This is a genomic window from Pseudoalteromonas sp. Xi13 (assembly GCF_003952205.1).
GTDB classification, from domain to species: Bacteria; Pseudomonadota; Gammaproteobacteria; order Enterobacterales; family Alteromonadaceae; genus Pseudoalteromonas; species Pseudoalteromonas atlantica.
The window spans coordinates 939,788-962,675 of the sequence record NZ_CP034439.1 but is presented as its reverse complement, the minus strand read 5'-3'; the positions used below and the strand labels follow the sequence as shown (position 1 = coordinate 962,675).

General features: G+C 40.9%; 22 protein-coding genes. 10 read left to right on the top strand and 12 right to left on the bottom strand.

The genetic code is table 11. The annotated features are described in order from the left end of the window. Positions 1 to 33: 33 nt before the first annotated feature. The 9 genes from nqrF to EJ103_RS04300 all read right to left on the bottom strand — a co-directional run bounded on the left by nqrF (position 34) and on the right by EJ103_RS04300 (position 8,478). Positions 34 to 1,263: an NADH:ubiquinone reductase (Na(+)-transporting) subunit F gene (nqrF, locus tag EJ103_RS04340; protein WP_004587138.1), complete on the bottom strand. Its 1,230-nt coding sequence runs from the start codon at positions 1,261 to 1,263 to the stop codon at positions 34 to 36. A gap of 18 nt (positions 1,264 to 1,281) precedes the next feature. Beyond that, a complete protein-coding gene (gene nqrE / locus EJ103_RS04335; protein WP_004587139.1) occupies positions 1,282 to 1,890 on the bottom strand; it encodes an NADH:ubiquinone reductase (Na(+)-transporting) subunit E in 609 nt (202 codons plus the stop codon). 10 nt (positions 1,891 to 1,900) lie between these two features. Continuing rightward, complete coding sequence (locus tag EJ103_RS04330) at positions 1,901 to 2,533, bottom strand: NADH:ubiquinone reductase (Na(+)-transporting) subunit D (RefSeq protein WP_004587140.1); 633 nt, start codon at positions 2,531 to 2,533, stop codon at positions 1,901 to 1,903. Beyond that, entirely contained in the window at positions 2,533 to 3,285 is a 753-nt protein-coding gene (locus EJ103_RS04325; protein ID WP_004587141.1) for a Na(+)-translocating NADH-quinone reductase subunit C, read from the bottom strand. The genes EJ103_RS04330 and EJ103_RS04325 overlap by 1 nt, the downstream gene beginning before the upstream one ends. Further along, positions 3,278 to 4,480: an NADH:ubiquinone reductase (Na(+)-transporting) subunit B gene (locus EJ103_RS04320; RefSeq protein ID WP_004587142.1), complete on the bottom strand. Its 1,203-nt coding sequence runs from the start codon at positions 4,478 to 4,480 to the stop codon at positions 3,278 to 3,280. The genes EJ103_RS04325 and EJ103_RS04320 overlap by 8 nt, the downstream gene beginning before the upstream one ends. Before the next feature lie 3 nt (positions 4,481 to 4,483). Further along, complete coding sequence (locus tag EJ103_RS04315; RefSeq protein WP_004587143.1) at positions 4,484 to 5,827, bottom strand: Na(+)-translocating NADH-quinone reductase subunit A; 1,344 nt, start codon at positions 5,825 to 5,827, stop codon at positions 4,484 to 4,486. Positions 5,828 to 6,181: 354 nt separating this feature from the next. Then, positions 6,182 to 7,375, bottom strand: a complete 1,194-nt coding sequence (gene fabV, locus EJ103_RS04310; RefSeq protein ID WP_024034299.1) for an enoyl-ACP reductase FabV — start codon at positions 7,373 to 7,375, stop codon at positions 6,182 to 6,184. Between the two features lie 124 nt (positions 7,376 to 7,499). Further along, on the bottom strand, positions 7,500 to 7,811 hold the full coding sequence (locus EJ103_RS04305; RefSeq protein WP_004587145.1) for a BolA/IbaG family iron-sulfur metabolism protein: 312 nt from the start codon (positions 7,809 to 7,811) through the stop codon (positions 7,500 to 7,502). Between the two features lie 55 nt (positions 7,812 to 7,866). Further along, positions 7,867 to 8,478, bottom strand: a complete 612-nt coding sequence (locus tag EJ103_RS04300; RefSeq protein ID WP_126006222.1) for an alpha-ketoglutarate-dependent dioxygenase AlkB — start codon at positions 8,476 to 8,478, stop codon at positions 7,867 to 7,869. Positions 8,479 to 8,520: 42 nt separating this feature from the next. Here EJ103_RS04300 and EJ103_RS04295 point away from each other — a divergent pair, with 42 nt between their 5' ends. From EJ103_RS04295 to EJ103_RS04280, 4 genes are read left to right on the top strand one after another with little or no spacing between them, the layout of a single operon-like run. Then, positions 8,521 to 9,663 carry a methyltransferase gene (locus tag EJ103_RS04295; RefSeq protein WP_024034301.1) on the top strand — a complete coding sequence of 381 codons (1,143 nt, stop codon included), beginning with the start codon at positions 8,521 to 8,523 and terminating at the stop codon, positions 9,661 to 9,663. A 1-nt stretch (position 9,664) separates the two neighbouring features. Continuing rightward, the gene (locus EJ103_RS04290) at positions 9,665 to 10,225 is read left to right on the top strand and encodes a YajG family lipoprotein (protein ID WP_096042114.1); all 561 of its coding nucleotides are present in this window, start codon (positions 9,665 to 9,667) and stop codon (positions 10,223 to 10,225) included. A 2-nt stretch (positions 10,226 to 10,227) separates the two neighbouring features. Next, positions 10,228 to 10,845, top strand: a complete 618-nt coding sequence (locus EJ103_RS04285) for a peptidylprolyl isomerase (RefSeq protein ID WP_004587149.1) — start codon at positions 10,228 to 10,230, stop codon at positions 10,843 to 10,845. A 46-nt stretch (positions 10,846 to 10,891) separates the two neighbouring features. Continuing rightward, positions 10,892 to 12,271: an MFS transporter gene (locus EJ103_RS04280; RefSeq protein ID WP_004587150.1), complete on the top strand. Its 1,380-nt coding sequence runs from the start codon at positions 10,892 to 10,894 to the stop codon at positions 12,269 to 12,271. Between the two features lie 71 nt (positions 12,272 to 12,342). Here the strand turns inward: EJ103_RS04280 and EJ103_RS04275 are convergent, their stop codons facing one another. After that, positions 12,343 to 12,582 (bottom strand): helix-turn-helix transcriptional regulator, encoded by a 240-nt coding sequence (locus EJ103_RS04275; RefSeq protein WP_004587151.1) that lies wholly within the window; start codon positions 12,580 to 12,582, stop codon positions 12,343 to 12,345. Between the two features lie 499 nt (positions 12,583 to 13,081). On the opposite strand from EJ103_RS04275, the gene EJ103_RS04270 reads away from it, so the two are divergent. After that, entirely contained in the window at positions 13,082 to 13,270 is a 189-nt protein-coding gene (locus EJ103_RS04270) for a hypothetical protein (protein ID WP_004587152.1), read from the top strand. Between the two features lie 48 nt (positions 13,271 to 13,318). On the opposite strand, the gene erpA is transcribed toward EJ103_RS04270, so the two are convergent. After that, positions 13,319 to 13,657, bottom strand: coding sequence for an iron-sulfur cluster insertion protein ErpA (gene erpA, locus EJ103_RS04265; RefSeq protein WP_002958911.1), 339 nt, complete (start codon positions 13,655 to 13,657; stop codon positions 13,319 to 13,321). A gap of 248 nt (positions 13,658 to 13,905) precedes the next feature. On the opposite strand from erpA, the gene EJ103_RS04260 reads away from it, so the two are divergent. The 5 genes from EJ103_RS04260 (at position 13,906) to EJ103_RS04240 (ending at position 20,478) form a co-directional block, all read left to right on the top strand. Continuing rightward, a complete protein-coding gene (locus EJ103_RS04260) occupies positions 13,906 to 15,588 on the top strand; it encodes a chloride channel protein (protein ID WP_055252948.1) in 1,683 nt (560 codons plus the stop codon). A gap of 7 nt (positions 15,589 to 15,595) precedes the next feature. Further along, positions 15,596 to 16,030, top strand: a complete 435-nt coding sequence (locus EJ103_RS04255; RefSeq protein ID WP_024034304.1) for a CopD family protein — start codon at positions 15,596 to 15,598, stop codon at positions 16,028 to 16,030. Between the two features lie 116 nt (positions 16,031 to 16,146). After that, positions 16,147 to 17,163 carry an aspartate carbamoyltransferase gene (locus tag EJ103_RS04250; RefSeq protein ID WP_004587156.1) on the top strand — a complete coding sequence of 339 codons (1,017 nt, stop codon included), beginning with the start codon at positions 16,147 to 16,149 and terminating at the stop codon, positions 17,161 to 17,163. A gap of 35 nt (positions 17,164 to 17,198) precedes the next feature. Beyond that, a complete protein-coding gene (hemL, locus tag EJ103_RS04245; protein ID WP_126006220.1) occupies positions 17,199 to 18,479 on the top strand; it encodes a glutamate-1-semialdehyde 2,1-aminomutase in 1,281 nt (426 codons plus the stop codon). A 157-nt stretch (positions 18,480 to 18,636) separates the two neighbouring features. Further along, a complete protein-coding gene (locus EJ103_RS04240) occupies positions 18,637 to 20,478 on the top strand; it encodes a methyl-accepting chemotaxis protein (RefSeq protein ID WP_126006218.1) in 1,842 nt (613 codons plus the stop codon). A 62-nt stretch (positions 20,479 to 20,540) separates the two neighbouring features. Here the strand turns inward: EJ103_RS04240 and mrcB are convergent, their stop codons facing one another. Further along, a complete protein-coding gene (gene mrcB / locus EJ103_RS04235; protein ID WP_004587160.1) occupies positions 20,541 to 22,883 on the bottom strand; it encodes a penicillin-binding protein 1B in 2,343 nt (780 codons plus the stop codon). Positions 22,884 to 22,888 lie beyond the last annotated feature (5 nt).

The window sequence follows — 22,888 nt, the reverse complement described above, 5'->3', positions numbered from 1 at the left end:
TTTAACCAAAACTAAGCTGTTTTGATATGGGTGTTAGCCACCGAAGTCATCTAGTAAGATGTTTTCGTCTTCTACACCTAGGTCTTTAAGCATGCCGATAACAGCCGCGTTCATCATTGGAGGACCACACATGTAGAACTCACAATCTTCTGGCGCTTCATGATCTTTCAAGTAGTTTTCATAAAGTACGTTATGGATAAAGCCTGTATAACCTTCCCAGTTATCTTCTGGTTGTGGGTCAGACAATGCGGTATGCCATACAAAGTTATCGTTTTCAGCTGCTAAGCCGTCGAAATCTTCAACATAGAACATTTCACGCTCAGAACGCGCACCATACCAGAAACTAATCTTACGCTTAGAGTTTAAACGCTTAAGTTGGTCAAAGATATGTGAACGCATTGGTGCCATACCTGCACCACCACCTACGAATACCATTTCAGCGTCGGTGTCTTTAGCGAAGAACTCACCAAATGGACCTGAAATAGTTACCTTGTCGCCTGCTTTAAGTGACCAAATGTACGATGACATTTTACCACATGGTAGGCTTAGGTTTCTTGGCGGCGGCGTAGCAATACGCACGTTAAGCATGATAATGCCTTCTTCTTCTGGGTAGTTAGCCATTGAGTATGCACGAATTGTTTCGTCGTCTACTTTTGACTCCAGGTCGAAGAAACCAAAGTGATTCCAGTCGCCACGATACTCTTCAGGAATATCGAAATCTGCGTATTTAACATGGTGAGCAGGCGCTTCGATTTGGATGTAACCACCCGCACGGAAAGGCACTGATTCGCCATCTGGAATTTGTAACTTAAGCTCTTTAATGAACGTTGCTTTGTTATCGTTAGAGATAACTTCACAATCCCATTTTTTAACACCGAAAATTGACTCTTCAAGTTCAATTTCCATGTCGTTTTTAACATTTACCTGACACGCTAAACGACAGCCTTCACGCGCTTCACCTTTAGAAATGTGATCAAGTTCTGTTGGTAAGATATCGCCACCACCTTCTTTAATGTGTACACGACACTGACCACAAGAGCCACCGCCACCACATGCAGATGATACGAAAATACCTGATTCAGATAGCGCGCCTAAAAGCTTGCTACCTGCTGATGTTTTAATGGCTTTGTCTGGATCGCCATTAATACCGATGATGATGTCACCGCTTGCAACTAACTTAGATTTAGCACCAATGATAACTAAAACTAGTAGTACAACGATAGCGATGAAAACACCAACGCCTAAGAAAATCTCATAACTCATGATTTATCCTCGCTACCTTTACAGTGAAATACCAGAGAATGACATAAAGCCAAGACCCATTAAACCAACAGTGATGAAGGTAATACCTAAACCACGTAGGCCATCTGGCACGTCTGAATATTTCATTTTCTCACGGATACCTGCAAGTAATGTAATTGCAAGCGCCCAACCAACACCAGCGCCAACACCATAAACAACAGACTCGCCGAAGTTATAGTTACGCTCAACCATGAATGATACCGCACCAAAAATCGCACAGTTAACTGTGATTAGTGGTAAGAAGATACCTAATGCGTTGTAAAGTGCAGGGAAAAACTTATCTAATGCCATTTCCAAAATTTGCACGAGTGCTGCAATAACACCAATGAACGTTAAGAAACGTAAAAAGCTAAGGTCTGCTTCAGGGTAACCAAGCCACTCTAATGCACCCGGTGCAAGTACGGCATGGTAAACCAAGTTATTTACTGGTACAGAAATACCCAGTACCACAATAACGGCTACACCTAGGCCAATTGATGTAGTTACTTTTTTAGATACTGCTAAGAAAGTACACATACCTAGGAAGAAAGCTAAAGCTAAGTTTTCAATAAAAACCGCTTTTACAAATAAACTAATATAATGTTCCACTGCTTGCCCCTTACGCTTTAGCTTCTACTTGGTCTTTCTTATAAGTACGAAGTACCCATATGAATAAACCAATGATGAAGAATGCACTCGGTGGTAAAATCAATAGACCCATAGGTTGATACCAACCACCATCTTGTACTAATGGGATAATATCAACACCGAATAGTGTTCCCTTACCAAATAGCTCACGAATGAAACCAACAGTAAGTAATACCACTGAGTAGCCTAAGCCATTACCGATACCATCTAAAAATGACATAAGTGGTGGCGACTTCATTGCGTACGCTTCAGCACGACCCATTACAATACAGTTAGTAATGATTAGGCCAACGAATACAGAAAGCTCTTTCGCCGTAGCGTAAGAGAATGCTTGTAACACTTGGTCTACAACAATTACTAGTGAAGCAATGATCGTCATCTGTACGATAATACGTACTGATGAAGGTATGTGGTTACGAATGCTTGAAATGAACAAGCTAGAAAACGCCGTTACTAATGTCAAAGCAATTGACATGATTAAGGCATTTTTTAAGCTAGACGTTACCGCCAGAGCAGAACAAATACCAAGTACTTGTAATGCGATTGGGTTGTTAGCTAAAACCGGACCAAATAGGACCGACTTCATTTCTTTAGTATCAGCCATTATTTCAACGCTCCTTCACGTACCTTCGCAAGGAAAGGACCAAAGCCGTTTTCACCAGTCCAAAAGTCAACTGTGTGATCAACACCATTAGAAGTTAATGTAGCACCTGATAAACCATCAATTTGATGTTCGTTGCTAGCACCGCTTTTCATAATGTTAATAGGTAACTCTTTACCTTGCCATTTAGCTGTCCATTGTGGGTTTTGAATTTCGCCACCCAGGCCTGGTGTTTCGCTATGCTTGTAAAAGTTGATGTTTTTAACTGTTTCGCCATCGCTTTCAAGCGCTAAGAAACCATACATTACACCCCAAAGGCCGTAACCTTGGATAGGTAAAATGATTGCATCTGTAGAGCCATCTTCTTTTTTAGAGATGTAAACAGGCGAGTTTTTAGTCATACGCTGAATACCAGCGATGTCCTTAATCCCTTCTGCTTTAAGTGCAAAACTTCTTTGTTGGTCGAATTTCGATTTTTCGAAATCAAATGAGTTTGGATCAGCATCTTCAACAAATTCGCCAGTGTCCATATCAACAACACGTGCTTCGATTTTGCCATCGAATGTGTCAGATACAGAGTTTGCGATTTCAATATCAGCTGCTGCTAAGATATTACGTTGAATATCTTGAGTTTTATTAGCTTGCTGTAAAGGACGAAGCTGTACAGAAGCAAACGATACAATAATTGCACACACTAAACATAGTGCTACAACAACCGTTAACGTTTTGCCGATTGATTCGTTATTACTAGACATTACGTGCCAACCTCCGCTTGATATTAGCTTGCACTACAAAGTGATCGAACAGTGGAGCAAATAAGTTAGCAAATAAGATTGCTAGCATCATGCCTTCTGGGAAAGCAGGGTTTACTACACGGATCATAACTACCATAAAGCCAATAAGCGCGCCGTATGCGAACTTACCTTTATCGGTAAATGCAGCTGATACAGGGTCAGTAGCCATAAAGAACATACCAAACGCAAAACCACCCAGTACTAAATGCCAATGCCAAGGCATTGCAAATACAGGGTTGCTCTCAGAGCCAACCGCATTTAATAAGAATGCAGTTGCCACCATACCTAGGAATACACCTAGTACAATGCGCCAAGAAGCGATGCGAACGTAAATTAAGAATAAGCCACCAATAAGCACAGCAAGCGTAGATGTCTCACCTACAGAACCTTGAATGAAACCGTAAAACGCATTCCACCATAGCTCCATGTTGCTGTAATCAAGAGTGCCTACAAACGCTTGACCTAGCATAGTTGCACCAGAGAACGAGTCTACTGCAGTCCATACTGTGTCACCTGAAATTTGTGCAGGGTATGCGAAGAATAAAAACGCACGGCCCGCTAATGCAGGGTTTAAGAAGTTACGGCCTGTACCACCAAAGATTTCTTTAGCAATAACTACACCAAACGTAATACCTAGCGCCACTTGCCATAAAGGAATAGTCGCAGGCAAAATAAGTGCAAATAATACAGAGGTTACGAAGAAACCTTCGTTAACTTCATGCTTACGCACAGAAGCAAATAGTACTTCCCAAAAACCACCTACTGCAAAAGTAACGGCGTATATTGGTAAGAAGAAACATGCCCCGTAGAACATTTTAGCGCCCCAGCCCGACTCAGCGGTTAATTCACCACCAAATAACTGGAACAAGCCAACCTGCCAAGAGTTTGCTAGTTCAAAACCTTGTGCTAAAGCACCTGCGGCCTGATGACCGATGTTGAACATACCAAAAAACATAGCTGGGAACGTCGCCATCCACACTAAAATCATCATGCGTTTTAGGTCGATATTATCGCGAACGTGAGTTGCGCCTTTATTTACATAACCTGGCGTGTAAAAAATAGTCGCGGCTGCTTCATACAGGGCGTACCATTTTTCGTGTTTACCACCTGGTTCAAAATGCGGCTCAATGTCTTCTAAAAATTTCTTTAAACCCATCTCTTAGCCTTCCTTCTCGATCGTTGTTAAGCAATCGCGTAGGATAGAACCATACTCGTATTTGCCCGGACAAACGAAGGTACATAACGCTAAATCTTCTTCATCAAGTTCAAGCGCGCCTAATGAAATTGCACTGTCTAAGTCACGTGAAATTAAGTCACGTAATAATAGGGTTGGCAAAATATCTAGCGGCATTACGCGCTCGTAGCTACCAATTGGTACCATGGCACGTTTTGAACCACCTGTAGACGTTGTCATTTTAAATAAACGACTCGGTGCAAGGTGAGAAAGGAATGTACGCGTTACAGAGAATTTATCACTACCTGGTGCAATCCAACCAAACAGCTCTTTTTCGCGACCTTCAAGTAAAACAGATACTTGAACGTGGTAGCGGCCTAAGAATGCATGAGGACCTGAAGAAATAGCGCCAGATAAAACAGAACCAGAAATAACACGGTTATCACCGTCTTCTAATTCGCCTGCCACTAAATCATCTAATGAAGCACCTAGTTGTGTTTTCACTAAACGAGGGTTTTTAACGCGAGGACCTGCAAGCGAAATAACACGGTCTGTGTTGATTTCACCAGTAAGGAATAAGTGACCATACGCGATAACGTCTTGGTAACCAATATGCCAAACTTGTTTATTAACAGATACTGCATCAAGGTGATGAATATGAGTACCAACTAAGCCTGCTGGATGCACGCCACCGAACTCATGTACTTCTACTTGAGCGATAGACGAGCTAGGAACTTGACTGCCAGCTTGCTTACATACAAATACTTTGCCATCGGTCAAACGCGAAACAACAGCAAGACCCGCTTCAAATGCAGCTGCATTTTCGGCAATAATTACTGCAGGATCTGCAGCAAGAGGGTTTGTGTCGATAGCGGTTACAAATATAGAGCTAGGATTTGCATCCAACGCAGCTATTTTGCTAAATGGGCGAGCACGAAGTGCTGTCCATTGACCTGACTGAACAAGTACTTCTTTGGCTTTTTCACGCGATAAGCTTGCAAGCTCATCTGCATTGAAAGAGTCAAAGGTGATTTGCTCACTGCCGTTTACTTCAATAACAACAGATTGCAGCACACGTTTAGCACCACGATTAATTTCTTTTACTGTACCAGAAGCTGGTGCAGTAAATAGGACGCCTGGGTTCTTTTTGTCTTCAAAAAGTACCTGGCCTTTTTTGACTTGGTCATCCACACGAACATGCATGGTTGGACGCATACCGATAAACTCTTCACCTAGCACAGCTACACGTTTGATGGCAGAACCATCATGAATAACTTGCTGAGGCGCGCCCTCTATGGGTAAATCCAGACCTTTTTTTATGTTGATCATACGCACTTGCATTAATTAACGGAAAGAAACTGAAAAATCGTATCAACCACGTCGCCACTTGAGTTATCCAAGATATATCAAGGTACAAAAGAACAACTTGCTAGGAATATCAAACAAGCAACGCAGTAAAACTCCTCACATATTGCTTCGATTTTAACATCATTATGTACGACTATGCGAGTGTATTTATGAAAATTATACGACAGAAACGCTTATTTAGTTTTGTTAAGTGTTTTAAATAAAAATCAAGGTAGACCAAAGTGGTAGCCTAAGCACCTAACTGCCACAAAATATCTAAAACACTAAAAGCAAAAAAGCCGCAATAAGCGACTTTTTATAATTACAAAGTATGATTTAGTCAATCATGTTTGCAATTGGCTTCACTGCATCTACATCTTGCTCATAGTCAACAGCGTCAATGCCAAAACCAAATAAACGTAAAAATTCGTTATGGTAGCCTACATAATCGGTTAGCTCATCAATTGAGCTCGTATCTACTTTATCCCAAACAGCTTGCACACGTGCTTGTACATCGTCTTCTAGCTCTTTGTAGTTTTGGAATAAGTGGCCGCCCTCGTCAAAGCGTGGGTTTTCACCGTATAGGTTTTCGCTAAATAAAGCATGAATTTGCTCAATGGTGCCTTCATAAGTGCCATCGGCTTTCATTACTTTAAATAAAGCAGAGATATATAGCGGCATAATAGGAATAGCAGAGCTTGCCTGAGTAACAACAGCATTTAAAGACGACACATAGGCTTGACCATTTAAATCTTTTGTCGATTCTTTAATTGCGGCAGTTGCACGGTCTAAATCTTCTTTTGCTTTACCTATTGTTGCGTGCCCGTAAATTGGCCACGTTAACTCTTTACCTATATAAGTATAAGCCGTGGTTTTAAAGTTATCGGCTAGTACATCTGCTTCTTTTAATGCATCAATCCACATTTCCCAATCTTCACCGCCCATCACTTTAATGGTGTTGTCGATGTCATCTTGGCTTGCGGCTTCTACTGTTACTTCGTCAATTTCGCGCTTTGACGTATTTAAATTTTTTGTGGTTACAGCACTGCCAATAGGTTTAAGTGTAGATGAATACACCTCACCTGTATTTGGATCGGTACGACGAGGCGATGCTAAGCTGTAAATAATACAGTCTACTTTGCCTAAATCTGCTTTGATTGTCTCGATTGCTTTTTGCTTAATTTCGTTAGAAAACGCATCGCCATTAATATTTTTTGACCAAAGCCCAGCTTCATCTGCAGCGTCTTGAAATGCTGCTGTATTGTACCAACCAGCAGAACCTGTTTTACGCTCTGTACCTTCTTTTTCAAAGAAAATACCCAGTGTTTTAGCCCCACCGCCAAATGCCGCCGTAATACGAGACGCTAAGCCGTAGCCAGTAGATGCACCGATTACGAGTACATTTTTAGGCGCATCTTTTAATTCGCCTTGTTGTTTTACATAGTTAATTTGCTCTTGAACATGCTCTGCACAACCTACAGGGTGTGCGTTAGTACAAATAAATCCACGAATTTTAGGCTTAATGACCATTGATCATCCTATATCTTTTACAATAAAAATTAGCGCTAGTTTAAAGGCTAATACTAAAAACACTGATCTGATCAGTTAAACCTGATCAAATACCCCTATTTATATTGGCTAACCTACAGTGTGGTTAATTTAGCTTTGAGCCGCCCATACAATTTGGAGAGTCAGGTGCTTCGCCACCTTGTTCTGAAAATTCATCTGGCGTGTACGTATGAATCGCTAAGGCATGAATATGATTTGCTAGCTCATCTTTTAGTACTTCGTTAATTTGGCGGTGGCGCTGTAGTAATCGTTTACCCGCAAATTCTTCGCTTACCACAATTACTTTAAAATGCGACTCAGTACCGGCGCTGTGCATATGGCTTTCGTTAATTACGTTTAAATGCTTACAGGCAATCGCGCTACTAAGCTTGTCTTGAATTTGTTGTTGCATTGACATTAAAACACCATATTTAGTCACTGAATTGTGCAGCTACTATAACAAGTTAATTTAACTAACTAAATTGCTTTTGTTTAATGTGCTCAATAAAGCGGTACGTTAAGCTGATCCGTGGGTGAGCAAGCGTTGTTTGTTTGGGGATTGCGTGCTGGTAGTCGCGCTGACTATGCCCACTCATCACTAAGCAACTACCGCTTTGTAATTTTAAGTCGGTGACTTTATTCGTGGCTTTTTGTTTTAATTTGAGTACGCGCTCAGCACCAAGCGATATACATACAATGGTAGGCTCAGGACCTAGCTCTATTTCATCATCACTGTGCCAGCCCATGGTGTCGTTACCATCACGGTAATAATTGACTAATAACGAATTAAGCGGCTTATTTAAATATCGCTCTAAACGTTTTCGCATTGCTAAAAGCACCTTATCCCACGGCTCTACTATTTGTTTACTGTGTGAGTAACCATATTCAATATTTAAGTCGCTCATAAAACATTGCAAACGTGGAATGGGCCCTGTTCTGCCATACACAGTGACATTAGGCTGCTGCCAATTAAGATTTTTTTGTAAATAATAAAATAAATCGAGGCTTTTTTGCGCACTAAGCGCCTTACTTTGATAAGAAAAGCCGTTTGGTAACTGTTGGGGGTTGGCGTTTTGCCGTTGCATGTTAGAATTTACCTACATTAGATTACTGATCAACAAACCATTATGACGACGCAAGCCCAGCTAGGCGATAAAACATTTACTCTTGAACGTTTCCCTTTGGATCAAAAAAACCGCAGTTTACAAGCGTGGGATTCGGCCGACGAGTACCTTATCAATTATGTTAACGAACATCACCCTGATTGTCGCTCATTACTAATTTTAAACGACGCGTTTGGTGCCCTGGCCTGTTATTTTAGTGAATTAACGGTTTGTTCAGTTAACGATTCTTATATTAGCCACCAAGCTGCAGCCTATAATTTAAAAGAAAATAAACTATCAACAGCCCAATTTACACAGTTAGATAGCTTATCTGCGCTGCCTGAAGAGGTTGATTTAGTACTTATAAAAATACCGCGTAACGTCGGGTTTTTACAGTTTCAATTAAGCGAGTTGAGTGAAGTACTTGCCCCAGGCACACCGGTTATTGCCGCGGGTAAAACAAAGGAAATTCATAACTCAACTATAAAAGCGTTTGAGCAATTTATTGGCGAAACCAAAACAAGTTTGGCTGTTAAAAAGTCGCGTTTAATATTAAGTACAGCAAAAGGCGGTTATAAAGAAGCTAACTTCCCGGTAAGTTGGCAGCTTGAAGGCACTGATTTTAATATAACGAACCATGCCAATGTGTTTTCGCGCGATTCGTTAGATATAGGTGCACGGTTCTTTTTTAATTACTTGCCGCAAACCTCAAAAGCAAAAAGTATTATCGACTTAGGTTGTGGTAATGGTGTGGTGGGTTTAATGACGTTATCACGCTGTCCAAATGCGTCGGTAACCTTTGTTGATGAGTCGTACATGGCGGTCGAATCTGCACGTTTAAATGTAGAACTTAACCAAGCAAATAAATTTGATGATTGCCAATTTATAGAAAACGATTGTTTAACCGGCTTTGCAAGAGACAGTGTGGATATGGTGTTGTGTAACCCTCCATTTCACCAAGCCCAAGCTGTTACCGACCACATTGCGTGGCAAATGTTTAAACAAGCAAAAGATACATTAAAAGAAGGTGGCGAGCTGCGTATTATTGGTAATCGTCATTTAGATTATCACGATAAATTAAATCGTATGTTTGGTAACTGTAAGCTATTAGGTTCAAACAAAAAGTTTGTAGTGCTCAGCGCAACTAAAAATAGTGGGATGCTATAAAATGAAATTAACTAAATTTATTTTAGCCTGTTGCTCCATGCTGGTGTTTAGCGCATGCAGTAACCAACCAAACCAAGTGATACTAAACCCGGTTTATAAAAGTGGCCAAATTAGCGTTATTTCAGCCAGTTTAAGTACCAGCGTTATTGATTTACGTGGTGATAGCGCCACCCTTAAGCTTGTTGAGTCGGACAAAACCAAGACCTTTGCCAGCCAAGATATTGTAACCTCTGTTAAAAGCGTATTAGATAGCGCGCTAAACCGTAACGGGGCAAGTATTTCAAACCTAGCAACAACCCGCTTTGAACTAGACATTCATGCCTTACAAGCACAGGTGACTGAAAAGCTCATGAGCCATACCAGCGAAGCGCACATTGAGCTAGGCGTACGGGTCATTCGCTCTACCAGCAATTTTAGTAAAGTGTATCGTGGCAGTGCTAATTTAGAAGGGCCGCTGAGCCACGATCGCGCCAAAATTGAAGGTCAACTCAATAAGTTGACGGAACAAATTATAACCCGCATTGTATCGGACCCAGAATTAATTGAATTTTTAGAAGGTTAACAATGAAACGATTTTTAATCTGCTTAAGCCTACTATTTAGTGTAAGCACCTTTGCCGCGCAAGAAGGCCGTTTTGTTCAAAAAGACAATATTTTCCCGCGTGTAGAAATAGTCACGTCATTGGGTAGCATTGTGGTTGAGCTAGACCGCTCAAAAGCCCCTATTACGGTAAATAACTTTTTAACCTACGTAATGGATAAAAGTTACCAAGGCAGTATATTCCACCGTGTAGAACGTGATGTTGAAAACGACCGTGACTTTGTAATACAAGGCGGTGGCTACGATAAAGACCTTGATGGCTTACACGAAAACGACCCTATATTTAACGAAAGTGGCAACGGTTTAAAAAATGATATGTACAGCATCGCTATGGCGTATCAAGACCGTGAACCGCATTCAGGAACTCGCCAGTTCTTTTTTAATATGGATGATAACGATCATTTAAACCCAGGTAGAGATTGGGGCTTTGCCGTGTTTGGCAATGTAATGGATGGTTACGACACACTAGATAAAATTATGGCTGTAGAAACCGGCTTTAATGAAAAAATTGGCTACGACTTTGTACCAAAAACGCCCGTTGTTATTTTAAATATTAAAGTACTTGAGCAAACCCCATTATAAATCACTGAGGTGCTACTAAGTTGCACCCAACGCCAATGAAGGCCCTATGAGCAAAACCCTCTCAGTAAGCGAATATTTCTCGTATTTTAAAGATAAACGTTTAATCAATATTTTTATATTTGGTATGAGCAGTGGTTTTCCATGGGTACTGATTGGCTCTGTGATGTCGGCTTGGCTAAAAGATGAAGGCCTAAGCCGCAGTATGATTGGCTTATTTGGTATTGTATTTGGCGCATACAGCATTAACTTTATGTGGTCGCCGCTTATTGATAGAACCAAACTGCCGTTATTGTACAAATGGTTTGGGCAACGTCGCAGCTGGATTTTATTTTGCCAAAGCTTTATGTTTATTGGCACCCTGCTTTTAGCGGGGCTTGATTTAAAAGCAAACTTAGCGATTGCCGCCGGCTTGTGTTTACTCATCGCAGTCGCCTCTGCCACACAAGACATAGCAATTGATGCTTTTAGAATAGACACGTTAAGCGAAAACGAATCTCATAAAGCCACTGCAGCTGCTGCTATGGCCACATCGGGTTGGTGGACAGGTTACGCATTACTGGGGGCTATTCCTTTTTACATGGCCGATATCCCCTCTTTAGATTGGCCACAAGTGTATTACTTTTTAGCCGCTGTTATGTTGATACTAATGAGCGGCGTGTTGTTTGCCAAAGAGCCTAAATCAAACCGAGAAGCTGTTCACGCAGAGCTTGAGCGCGTATACCTTGAAAAACTAGCCAGCATTAAGCAAACGCCCTTTACTAAAGTGATTGCTTGGCTTGGCGTTACAGTGGTTGATCCCTTTAAAACCTTTTTTGCTAAAAATGGGGTTAAAACAGCCCTTGCCTTATTAGCATTTATTTTCTTATTTAAAATAGGCGAAGCTTTTTTAGGGCGTATGTCGATTGTTTTTTATAAAGAAATAGGCTTTAGCAACAGCGATATAGCCACTTTTTCAAAAGTAGGCACTGCAGTACTCACCATTGCTTTTACCTTTGTGGGCAGCTTGTTCAATCAAAAGTACGGCATTGTAAAAGGGCTATTTATAAGTGGTGTTGCTATGGCGGGGTCTAATTTAGCATTTTCGGCTATTGCGCTGGTTGGCCCTAATTTGGGCTTATACGCTTTTGCTATTGTAATTGACGGCTTTACTCAGGCTTGGTCGTTAGTGGCTATGGTGGCATTTATATCGATGTTATGTGACCGGGCATTTAGTGCAACACATTATGCATTACTGGCTTCGCTTGGTAATTTAGGGCGTACATTGCTTTCAAGTTACAGTGGTGTGGTTATTGATGATTGGCTAATGGGAAATTGGGCATTATTTTTTGTGTTAACGGCATTAATGGTAATACCTTCGCTGGTGTTTTTATATTTGATTAGGCATAAGCTCTATCAGTTAGAGCAAAATTACCATAAAAATATGTAATGCATCCCTGCATTAACGTGATTTGCTTAGGCCGTTCAAGTGCCCCTTATAACACCCTAAGCAAAACAATATTAATCCGCTTTAATTAAGCCTAGCGCTTCATGCGGATCAACTTCAAGTGCATTACAGTAACGTACAAACTCAATAACATCTAAGCGGCGTTCTTGATTTTCAATCTTACCGATAAATGAGTGAGGTGTTCCTAGCACTTGTGCCAGGCTACGCATTGTATGACCCTTTTCATGGCGTTTTGTTTTAAGCCATTTAGTTAGCTTTTCGTTTTCTTCAGAAGAAACAGTCTTGCCCATCATTTTACATCTCCTACTAGATGATATGACATACCCGTCAAAGCAGTAGTCACACAATGATTGGAGGCATATAAGCAGATACCCACTACATTATTCAATAGCAAGCTATTGCTTAAATAAGCAAAGGTATTGCTACTTATTCAACCTACCAATCTATTCAGTGCTAACCCGCAAAAATAGGATATAGGTTTATTTTTATTAAGAGTGAAATTTTGCCCGTCTCACTCTTGGATACATTATATACTATTAACAGTTCGGTTAAATAATTAATTACATAGTTTGCATAAATTCACCCAACCACTAACCTTTACTTATGCTGAATATTTAAGTTAACGTACCAAAAATATTAAGTTTTTTCCTAAAAAATTAATTGTAAGATAAAAGCACTTTGTTACAAATTAACGTGCGAATAACCTTGCTGTATTGATGTTTAAACAACAGTAAGGGTAAAAAAGTTCCCATAAATAACGTTTTTCCCTAACTAAGGGACTAAAGAGGAAGTATGTTTAGAGTCTTATTTTTGTTGCCTATTTTACTATGCTTTTTATGGTTTTTGTTTTTACGTCACTACGGTGTACCCATTAAACAAGGTAAAAAAGGCTTTTTATACATACTTGCCTTTTCTGCTTTTGTATTAGGCTTTTTTGTATTAATAATGCAGTTTACCCATTACAGCCCAATTGAATTTTAGGCATTAAAAAAGCCGCTAACGCGGCTTTAATAGCTAAGCGTAAATTGCTTAAACGCTAAAACTTGCACCACACCCACAGGTAGTCGTTGCATTAGGATTAGATACAAAAAAGCGTGCGCCTTCTAACCCTTCGGTGTAATCCACTTCGCCATCAACTAAGTACTGAATACTCATTGGGTCAATAACCAGGGTTACACCATTTTTAACTATTTCTAAATCGCCAGGATTTGCTTTTTCATCAAAAGTAAAACCATATTGAAAACCAGAACAACCACCACCTGTTACGTAAACACGCAGTTTTAAATCTGGATTTTCTTCTTCGTCGATTAACTGTTTAACACGAACAGCAGCTGCATCGCTGAACTTTATTGGTAATTCTTCAGACATTTTAAAACCCTCAATATCGCAATGGCGTGATTATCTAATACCCGAGTGTTTTAATCAAGTATAGTCAAACATCTCTTGTGCTATCTTAGGCTTTTAACTATTGCTTTAACCGATACGATAGCAAAATGTGTTTTCAGTGATTGCTGTAATATTTGTTAATATAAGTGTTTAAAATTGCAAAATCACAAGGACTTACCTGCACACTTTTGTTAAACTGCTCGCTGAAAAAATGTGGCGGAGAATACAGCATGTGGCTTGAGCAACTCAGGCGTCGATTAGCAAAACCAAAAACCTCTGTGCAATTATGCTTATTAGGCGTAAGTGCTGGTTTAATTGCTGCATTTTTTATTATTTTATTTCGCTTAACGATTCTGTTTTTTCAAAGCTTATTTTTAGACACTCCCGATAATTTTACGACTATCCCCACTCTTGAACGGGTTTTAATGCCGTTAATTGCTGCACTACTGATTGCTACATTTGCTGCATTTACTGGCTTTAAGCACTACCGATTAGGCATTCCTTTTGTTATTCATCGCATTAAACGCCACTACGGGCAAATGCCGCTTTACAACACCGTAAACCAATTTGTTGGTGGTGCACTGGCACTTATTAGTGGTTTTTCGGTGGGCCGCGAAGGGCCATCTGTTCATATGGGCGCCACTGGCGCAAGTATATTAGCCGATAAACTTCATTTACCGCATAACGCCATGCGTACATTAAGTGGCTGTGGCGTCGCCGCTGGTATTGCGGCCTCGTTTAATACCCCACTGGCTGCGGTTATTTTTGTAATGGAAGTGGTGCTACGTGAGTACAAAGTGCATATTTTTGTGCCAATTATGCTTGCCGCACTAACTGGTGCATTAGCAACCCAATTTGTGTTTGGTGAAGGCTCAGAGCTTGCACTTATTAGCATTACGCCATTGAGTGGTTGGCATTACCCATATTTAATTTTATGTGGCATGGCCTTAGGGGCAATTGCCTATAGCTTTAATCAAAATTTAATGCTGATCATAAAAACATTTAAACCTTTAAGCATGTTTCCTCGTTTACTCATTGCAGGTTGTATTGCGAGTATTATTGCCTATGCAGTGCCCCAAGCGATGGGTTCGGGTATGAGTGCGATTACTATTGCGGTTGAATCGCCTGAAAACGCGCAGCTACTTACCACTATTTTAATAGCTAAACTGCTAGCGACCTTGTTTGCCATTGGCCTAGGAATACCGGGTGGCTTAATAGGCCCCGTTATTGGGCTAGGTGTATTAACAGGTACTTTAATGGCCTTTTTTGCCCAATTTATAAGCCCAGGTGCTGACATTGCAGGCACATACGGCGTATTAGGAATGGCAGGATTACTCGCAGCTACATTACATGCGCCGTTAGCAGCATTAACAACTGTGATGGAGCTTACGTCCTCGCCAGAGATTATTGTACCGGCCATGTTAGTGATAACGACCGCCTATGTAACGGCGCTGCAAGTATTTGGCAATCGGTCTATATTTTTGCAACAGCTTGATTTTCAGGGGCTACCTTATCATGTATCGCCCGCAACGGAGGCGCTACAAAAAGTGGGTATAATGGATGATATGGATGAGGACTTTAAACTGCTTTATTCAGACGATAAAGAGCAAATTAAAAACACCTTAGACGCCATGGACAGCCAAACCCCTTTAATAGTTTACGATGAAGAAAACGGCTATCGCCTAGCAGAGTACGACCTTACCCTGATGTCGGGCGAAAACATAAATATAAACTACATTAGTTTACAAGGCATTAGCAGCCAGTCGACCTTAGCTGATGCCTTTGATATTTTAAAAGATAAACGCAGCGGCGCCCTGTATGTATACAACTTGCTAGATGATCAGCAAATAATGGGGCTATTACGCTGGGATCAAATAAATAATATTTTAACTATTCGTAACAGCCTACTTTAGGATTCTTATGAGCGCTTTACTAATTTATAAAACACTGCACATTTTTTTTATGATTGCCTGGTTTGCCGGTATTTTTTATTTACCTCGGTTATTTGTATACCACGCAATGAGCGAAGAAAAAGCCTGTAACTCAATGCTTAAAGTGATGGAACGCCGGCTACTCTTTTTTGTTACCCCGTTTGCTATTTTAACGGCCGTTTTTGGTGTACTGACTATTGTAGAATATGGCCGTGAGTGGTTTAGATACAGCATGTGGCTGCACTACAAACTGGTACTGGTCATTATTTTATATCTATACCACGGCTACTGCTTTAAATTACTGAGCGACTTTAAACACGACAGAAATACCAAAACGGACCGTTTTTATCGTATTTTTAATGAGCTCCCAGTTATTGCGCTGCTAATTATTGTAGCGCTTGCGGTAATAAAACCTAATTTATAAGCTGTGTAGCGCATGTTAAACTGCGCTGCAATTTACAATACTTGCTATAACACACGCGATTGCGTGCCCCATTTTTATGGATTATCGCGCCCCTTTGATTGATTAGGAACAACCCCATGTTAAGTTTCCAAGGTGAACATATACTGTCGGTAAATCAACTCGACAGAGATTGCATTGAGCGTATTTTTGCAGTAGCGAAAAAAATGGAGCCTTATGCTAAAAAACAAAAGCAAACAACAGTGCTAGAAGGCGCTATTTTAGCTAATTTGTTTTTTGAACCAAGCACGCGTACGCGTGTAAGCTTTGGTACTGCCTTTAATTTACTAGGCGGTGGCGTGCGCGAAACAACCGGTATGCAAAGCTCAGCACTTGCTAAAGGCGAATCGCTTTACGACACTGCGCGTGTTATTTCGGCTTACGCTGATGCTGTCGCTATGCGCCACCCTGATGCAGGCTCGGTAAGCGAATTTGCAGACGGTTGTACCGTACCGGTAATTAACGGTGGCGATGGCCCAAACGAGCACCCTACTCAAGCACTACTTGACTTGCTTACTATTGAGCGCGAACTCAACCGATTTGATCAAAACATTGATGGCATGCATATCGCCTTAGTTGGCGATTTAAAATATGGCCGCACAGTACATTCATTATCTAAATTATTGTGCCATTACAAAAACGTAAAATTTTCGATGGTAGCGCCCGATGGCCTACAAATGCCAACGAGTATTTTAGATGCGGTAGAAAATGCAGGCCATAAAATACAATTAGTAAACAAAATGGAAGGGAACTTAGCAGCCGATATTGTGTACCAAACACGTATTCAAGAAGAGCGCTTCCCTTCACAAGAAGAAGCCAATAAATACCGTGGCGGCTTTAGAATTAGCCAATCAATTTATAACGCGCACTGTAAGCCAAATTCCGTGCTTATGCACCCGCTCCCACGCGATAGCCGTTTAGAAGCTAATGAGCTTGATAACGACTTAAACAGTAACGACAATTTAGCTATATTCCGCCAAGTACAAAATGGCGTGTTAATTCGTATGGCACTGTTTGCTTTAACCCTCGGCGTAGAAAACAAAGTCGAGCAATATGAAGTAGACGTACCTTGGTTTAGCCGCAAACGCGACAGCTAAACACTTTTACCAAGCGACAACTAATAGGATTTTTCATGACAATTAGCCAAGATTTATTTAATCGTGCACAAACTTCAATTCCTGGTGGCGTAAATTCACCTGTACGTGCATTTAACGGTGTTGGTGGTACGCCACTATTTATTACCAAAGCCGAGGGTGCGTTTACCTTTGACGCTGATGGCAACCGTTATATTGATTACGTAGGTTCGTGGGGCCCGATGATCATGGGCCATAACCACCCAGCTATAAAGCAAGCTGTTCACGAAGCGGTAGAAAACGGTTTAAGTTATGGGGCGCCCACTGAAGCTGAAATTTTAATGGCCGAAAAAGTAAAAGCGCTTGTTCCCTCAATCGAAAAAGTACGCATGGTAAGCTCAGGAACAGAAGCAACAATGAGCGCCATTCGCTTAGCTCGTGGCTATACAGGGCGTGATAAAATCCTTAAGTTTGAAGGTTGTTACCACGGCCATGCCGACTCATTATTAGTAAAAGCAGGCTCTGGCGCATTAACCATGGGTGTGCCAAATTCACCTGGTATCCCTGAGGATTTTGCAAAGCACACACTTACCGTATCGTTTAATAACCTTGATGAAGTAAAAGCGGTATTTGAAAAATACGCAGACGACATTGCCTGTATCATCGTTGAGCCAGTAGCGGGTAACATGAACTGTATTCCTCCTGTAGAAGGCTTTTTAGAAGGCTTGCGTGCAGTATGTGATGAGTACAAATCGGTGCTTATTTTTGACGAAGTAATGACCGGATTTCGTGTTGCATTAGGTGGCGCTCAGGCGTATTACAACATCAAACCTGACTTAACATGTTTAGGTAAAGTCATTGGCGGCGGCATGCCTGTTGGTGCCTTTGGCGGCAAAACCGAAATTATGGATTACATTGCGCCAGTAGGTCCGGTTTACCAAGCCGGTACTCTTTCTGGTAACCCTATTGCAATGGCTGCGGGTTTAAAATCGCTTGAGCTATTAAGTGAGCCAGGTTTGCACGATAAGTTAGAAGCTATTTCTAAAGCTATTTGTGAAGGCTTTGAAGCAGGCGCTAAAAAAGCAGGCATTCCTTTAACCACTAACTACGCTGGCGGTATGTATGGCTTTTTCTTCACTGATGCTGAAAAAGTAACCACTTATAAACAAGCTACAGAATGTGATTTAGAACGTTTTAAACGCTTTTTTCACCTAATGCTTGAAGAAGGCGTTTACCTAGCACCTTCTGCATTTGAAGCAGGCTTTGTGTGTGCAGCGCATACAGAGCAAGAAGTACAAGCGACTATTGAAGCTGCAGAGCGCGCCTTCGCTAAGCTATAAGCATCCAATACATGTGTTAATAATGTGCGTTATTAACTCTGTAGTTAAAAAAAGCCCTTACGGGCTTTTTTTATTTGTGCGTATTGATAATTGAATGGTTTTTAGCCTTTATACGGTCTCACTTTTTAGACTCACTTTTACCCCACAAGAGAAACGTATGACGAGCTTAAGGCACTTAGCAGCACCTGCTATATCATTAATGGGCAACTTAAAATATAAAACTAAAATTGGTTTAGTTTTTGGTATTTTATTATTACCCCTTGCGCTTAGTTTGTTTTTTTTAGTCTCTTTATTAAGCGAGAGTATAAGCGTCTCTCAAATGCAAAAACAAGGTTTACTGAGCTACAGAGACATTCTTGCAAATCAAATGCAGGGTGAAACCTATAAAAATGTAAAAGTAGCTAAAGCACGTGGTTTTAATGTAAAAGATGAGCAAATGAATGACGTACTTGAGCTGGTTTCAATACAGTCTAATTTGGCCTTAGATAACCAACTTGCGAGTGCTTATGTTAATCGCGCATTAGTTACGCCTATACCTGCGCTTATTATGCAGATAAATGCGACAGCGCAAAGCGCTAATACTGTTCTTACTAATCAGCGTTTTACACCAGAGACTTTTATTGCGCTTTCAAACTTAAGTAAGTCGCTACCTTTGTACCAGCAGCAACTCGATAAAATACTTACAATTGCCACCACGGCCGATGCATCTGTAAATAAAGCACTGACGCCCTCTCTCACTAATTTACATAACGCCATAGCCGCTTTTAAAACAGCCATTGATAAAAAGCTGCTTGAACCAGATGATATACAGCTTACACAAAACGAATTTGCAGGGCTTACCAGCCAAGTGCTTAGTCGTATTAGCCAACTAATTGATAAAAGCATCCCTACCCTTGAATCGCTAATAAATGAAAAACTGAACACGCAACGCTTGACAAGAAACACTGTATTAGCTGCATCATTAATTAGTTTATTGATTGCATTTTACTTAATGGTTGGTTTTTATTTTGCGGTAGTTGATACCATTAATCGCTTTACCGAAGCTGCGCAAAGAGCAGCAAATGGCGATTTAAATGCGGTTATCAACTCAAGTACTAATGATGAAATGGATATTATTGCAGCGCGATATAATGCACTTCTTAATGCCTTTTCAAAACTTTTAGAGAATGTAAAAGCAAGTACTGTGGAGCTATGCGGCGCCACTAAATCGCTTTCACAGGCAAGCAGCCAAACGAGTAACGATGTTGAAAAACAGCAAATACGGGTAAACGCTATTCATGATGCACTAAGTAATATGGAGCAAAGTGCAGTGAGTGTAGAAGAGTCCGCTAATCAAGCGATGTTAACAGCACAAGATGCCGCGCAGCATGTAAAGCAAGGCTATAACAACACCATGGAACTAGCCAAATACATGCAAGACCTTCAGGTTGAATTTACCGAAAGCCAACAAGCCTTAGATAGACTCGCTCAAGATAGCCAAGAAATTAGTAAAGTAAGTAAAGGCATTAGCGAAATAGCCGATCAAACTAACTTACTTGCACTTAATGCCGCCATTGAGGCAGCACGAGCCGGTGAACATGGCCGTGGTTTTGCCGTGGTAGCTGATGAAGTAAGAACCCTTGCACAGCGTACACAAACTCAAACCCAAGAAATTCACCAAATTATTAGCTCACTCCAGCAAGCTTCTGACGATACACAACAAAAAATGCGCTCAAGTGTCCAGAAGATGGAACAATCGGTAAACGCCGCCACCGAAACAAACGATATTTTACAAAGTGCAGAGCAAAGCATGGGCGATATAAAACACCAAGGCGAAGAGATAGCACTGCGGGTTAAAGAGCAATCTAACGCAACCACTCAAGCATTAAGTGATTCGCAAGAAGTAAGTAACTTAGCAGATCAAACTCTTCTCTCTGCACAATCTACACGGCAAGACGCACAGCAACTTAGTCAGCTCTCTGATGACTTAACTAAATCAATGCAATTTTTTAAATCTTAATAGCTAAGCTAAATATAATAAAACCGCTGAGTTAGCGGTTTTATTATTAAGGTTTTATTTTATTAGCGTATACACTGCGGTCTAGGTTCAAACTCACTGGCTCTTAGTGGTAACTGAATGACTTTTCCACATCCGGGCGGTGCTTGTAAACCCGTTCTTTCATTGACGAAAGCCCATCTTATTGATGGCGGGCGTGTATCTGCTATTGCTTCAGGGTTGAGCGGTTTTAAGTAACGAATATAAGCTTCTAAGGCGCCCACACTCCCTGTTAAACCGGTGCTTCTATTATCGTCTCTACCAAGCCATGCAACGGTCACTGTGTTTTGATCAAACCCTGCAAACCAGCTATCACGTAAATCATTACTAGTGCCTGTTTTCCCGGCAAGCTGAATTGATGGAAAGTGTAAGTTTAGACGCTTAGCGGTGCCGTCCTTTGTTACTCGCTTCATGGCATATTTAGTCATATATACAGCGTCTTTTGCAAAGCGCGGCTCAGACTTAACTTTATGCTTATACAAAACGTTACCTACCGAGTCTGTTAGCGCAGATACAGAGGTAAGCTCTCTATACTCGCCATCTGCTGCGATAGTGGTATAAAGCTGGGCAACCTCAAAGCTCGACATTTCTACAGCACCAAGTAACAGCGAGGGGTATTCATCTATATTACCTTTTGCGCCTAATCCTTTGAGCGTATTTGCTACTTTATCAACACCTACATCTAGGCCTAAATTTACCGCAGGAATATTAATACTGTTACTAAAGGCTTTATAAAGTGGTAATGCACCTCGGTATTGGTGATCAAAGTTCTCAGGTTGCCACACTTTACCTTGCTCATTTGTTACCTGCACAGGGGAGTCATCAAGTAATGTGGCTAAGTTATAATGTGGTAACTGCAGGGCTGTTAAGTACACCGCGGGTTTAACTAAAGAGCCAATATTTCGTTTTGTATCGAGCACTCGGTTGAAACCTGAGTAGCGAACATCGCGCCCCGACACTAATGCCGACACACCGCCTTTTTCTACATTAACTGAGATCATGGCTGCTTCGAGTTTATCGGTGTTAGGGCGTTTTTCTAAATACGGTAAACTTTTTTGAATGGACTCTTCCATTGCCGTTTGTTTTTGCAAATCAAAGTAAGTAAATACACGCACACCGGCATCTAGTGTTTTTTGATCAGGTAATAACTGCTTAAGCTCACGGTTTACAAGTTCTAAAAAGCCAGGGTATGACTTTTGTAAACTTGCTTTCATAGGCGCTATATCAATTGGGCGTTTAAGTGATGCACGGTATTCTTTTGTAGTTAGTAGCTTGTTTTCAACCATTAAGCGCAGTACTAGGTCGCGACGCTCCATAGTGCGTTCTTTATAGCGACGAGGATTGTAATACGAAGGCCCTTTGACCATCGCCACCAGCAGCGCTATTTGGTCATATTCCAGCTCATCAACAGGCTTTGAAAAATAAAACTCAGAGGCTAAGCCCATGCCATGCACGCCTTGGTTGTAAGACTGACCTAGGTAAACTTCATTTAAATAAGCTTCTAAAATCTGATCTTTTGAATAACGGTAATCTAAAATAAGCGCAATAAATGCTTCATTTATTTTACGCACTAAAGAACGCTCACGCGTTAGGTATATATTTTTTGCAAGCTGCTGCGTTAAGGTGCTACCACCTTGCACGGTACGCCCTGCTTTAATGTTTGAATATAGCGCGCGCAAAATAGAAAATACCGACACACCATGGTGCTGATAAAAATCCCGATCTTCTACCACTAATAACGTGTCTTTCAACATAGGCGGAAACTTATCAAGCGGTACAAACTCTCTATCTTGCTTTGAATCATTTCCAATACGGGCTATTTGCACAGGCTCTAGGCGAGCGCTGTTTAGGCGCCTGCCAAATTTATCTTTAATGGTTGCTACCTTTTGCCCGGCAAAACGCAGCTCAATAATGTGCGATTCTTCAAGGCCATCATAGAACTCAAAGTCGCGTCGGTAAATTTTTATGCTATCGGCTGTTTTTACAAACTGCCCCGTGCGGCTTAGCCTATTAACTGATGAATAATTTAGGCGCTCAAGCTCCCACACAACCTCTTGACTAGATAAAAACTGCCCTGGGTAAAACTCCATTGAGCGTGCGTATACTTGGGCAGGTAACTGCCATTTATTACCTTCAAATATACGTGTTGTTTTTGAATCTAAATAAATAAGATACATGGCCATAGCAATAAAAACAGCTAAGCTCAATTTCCAAAAAACAGACCATGTTTTTCGCATAAATGTGCGTTTAACAACAGTGTTTGACGTTTTTTTAGTCGTTTTTGATTTAGCTTTACGTGGCGAGCTGGTTGCTTTAGGTGCACGCTTAGGAGTGGTTTTACTACTGGGTGTTTTTTTGTTGTCAGCCATTTAAG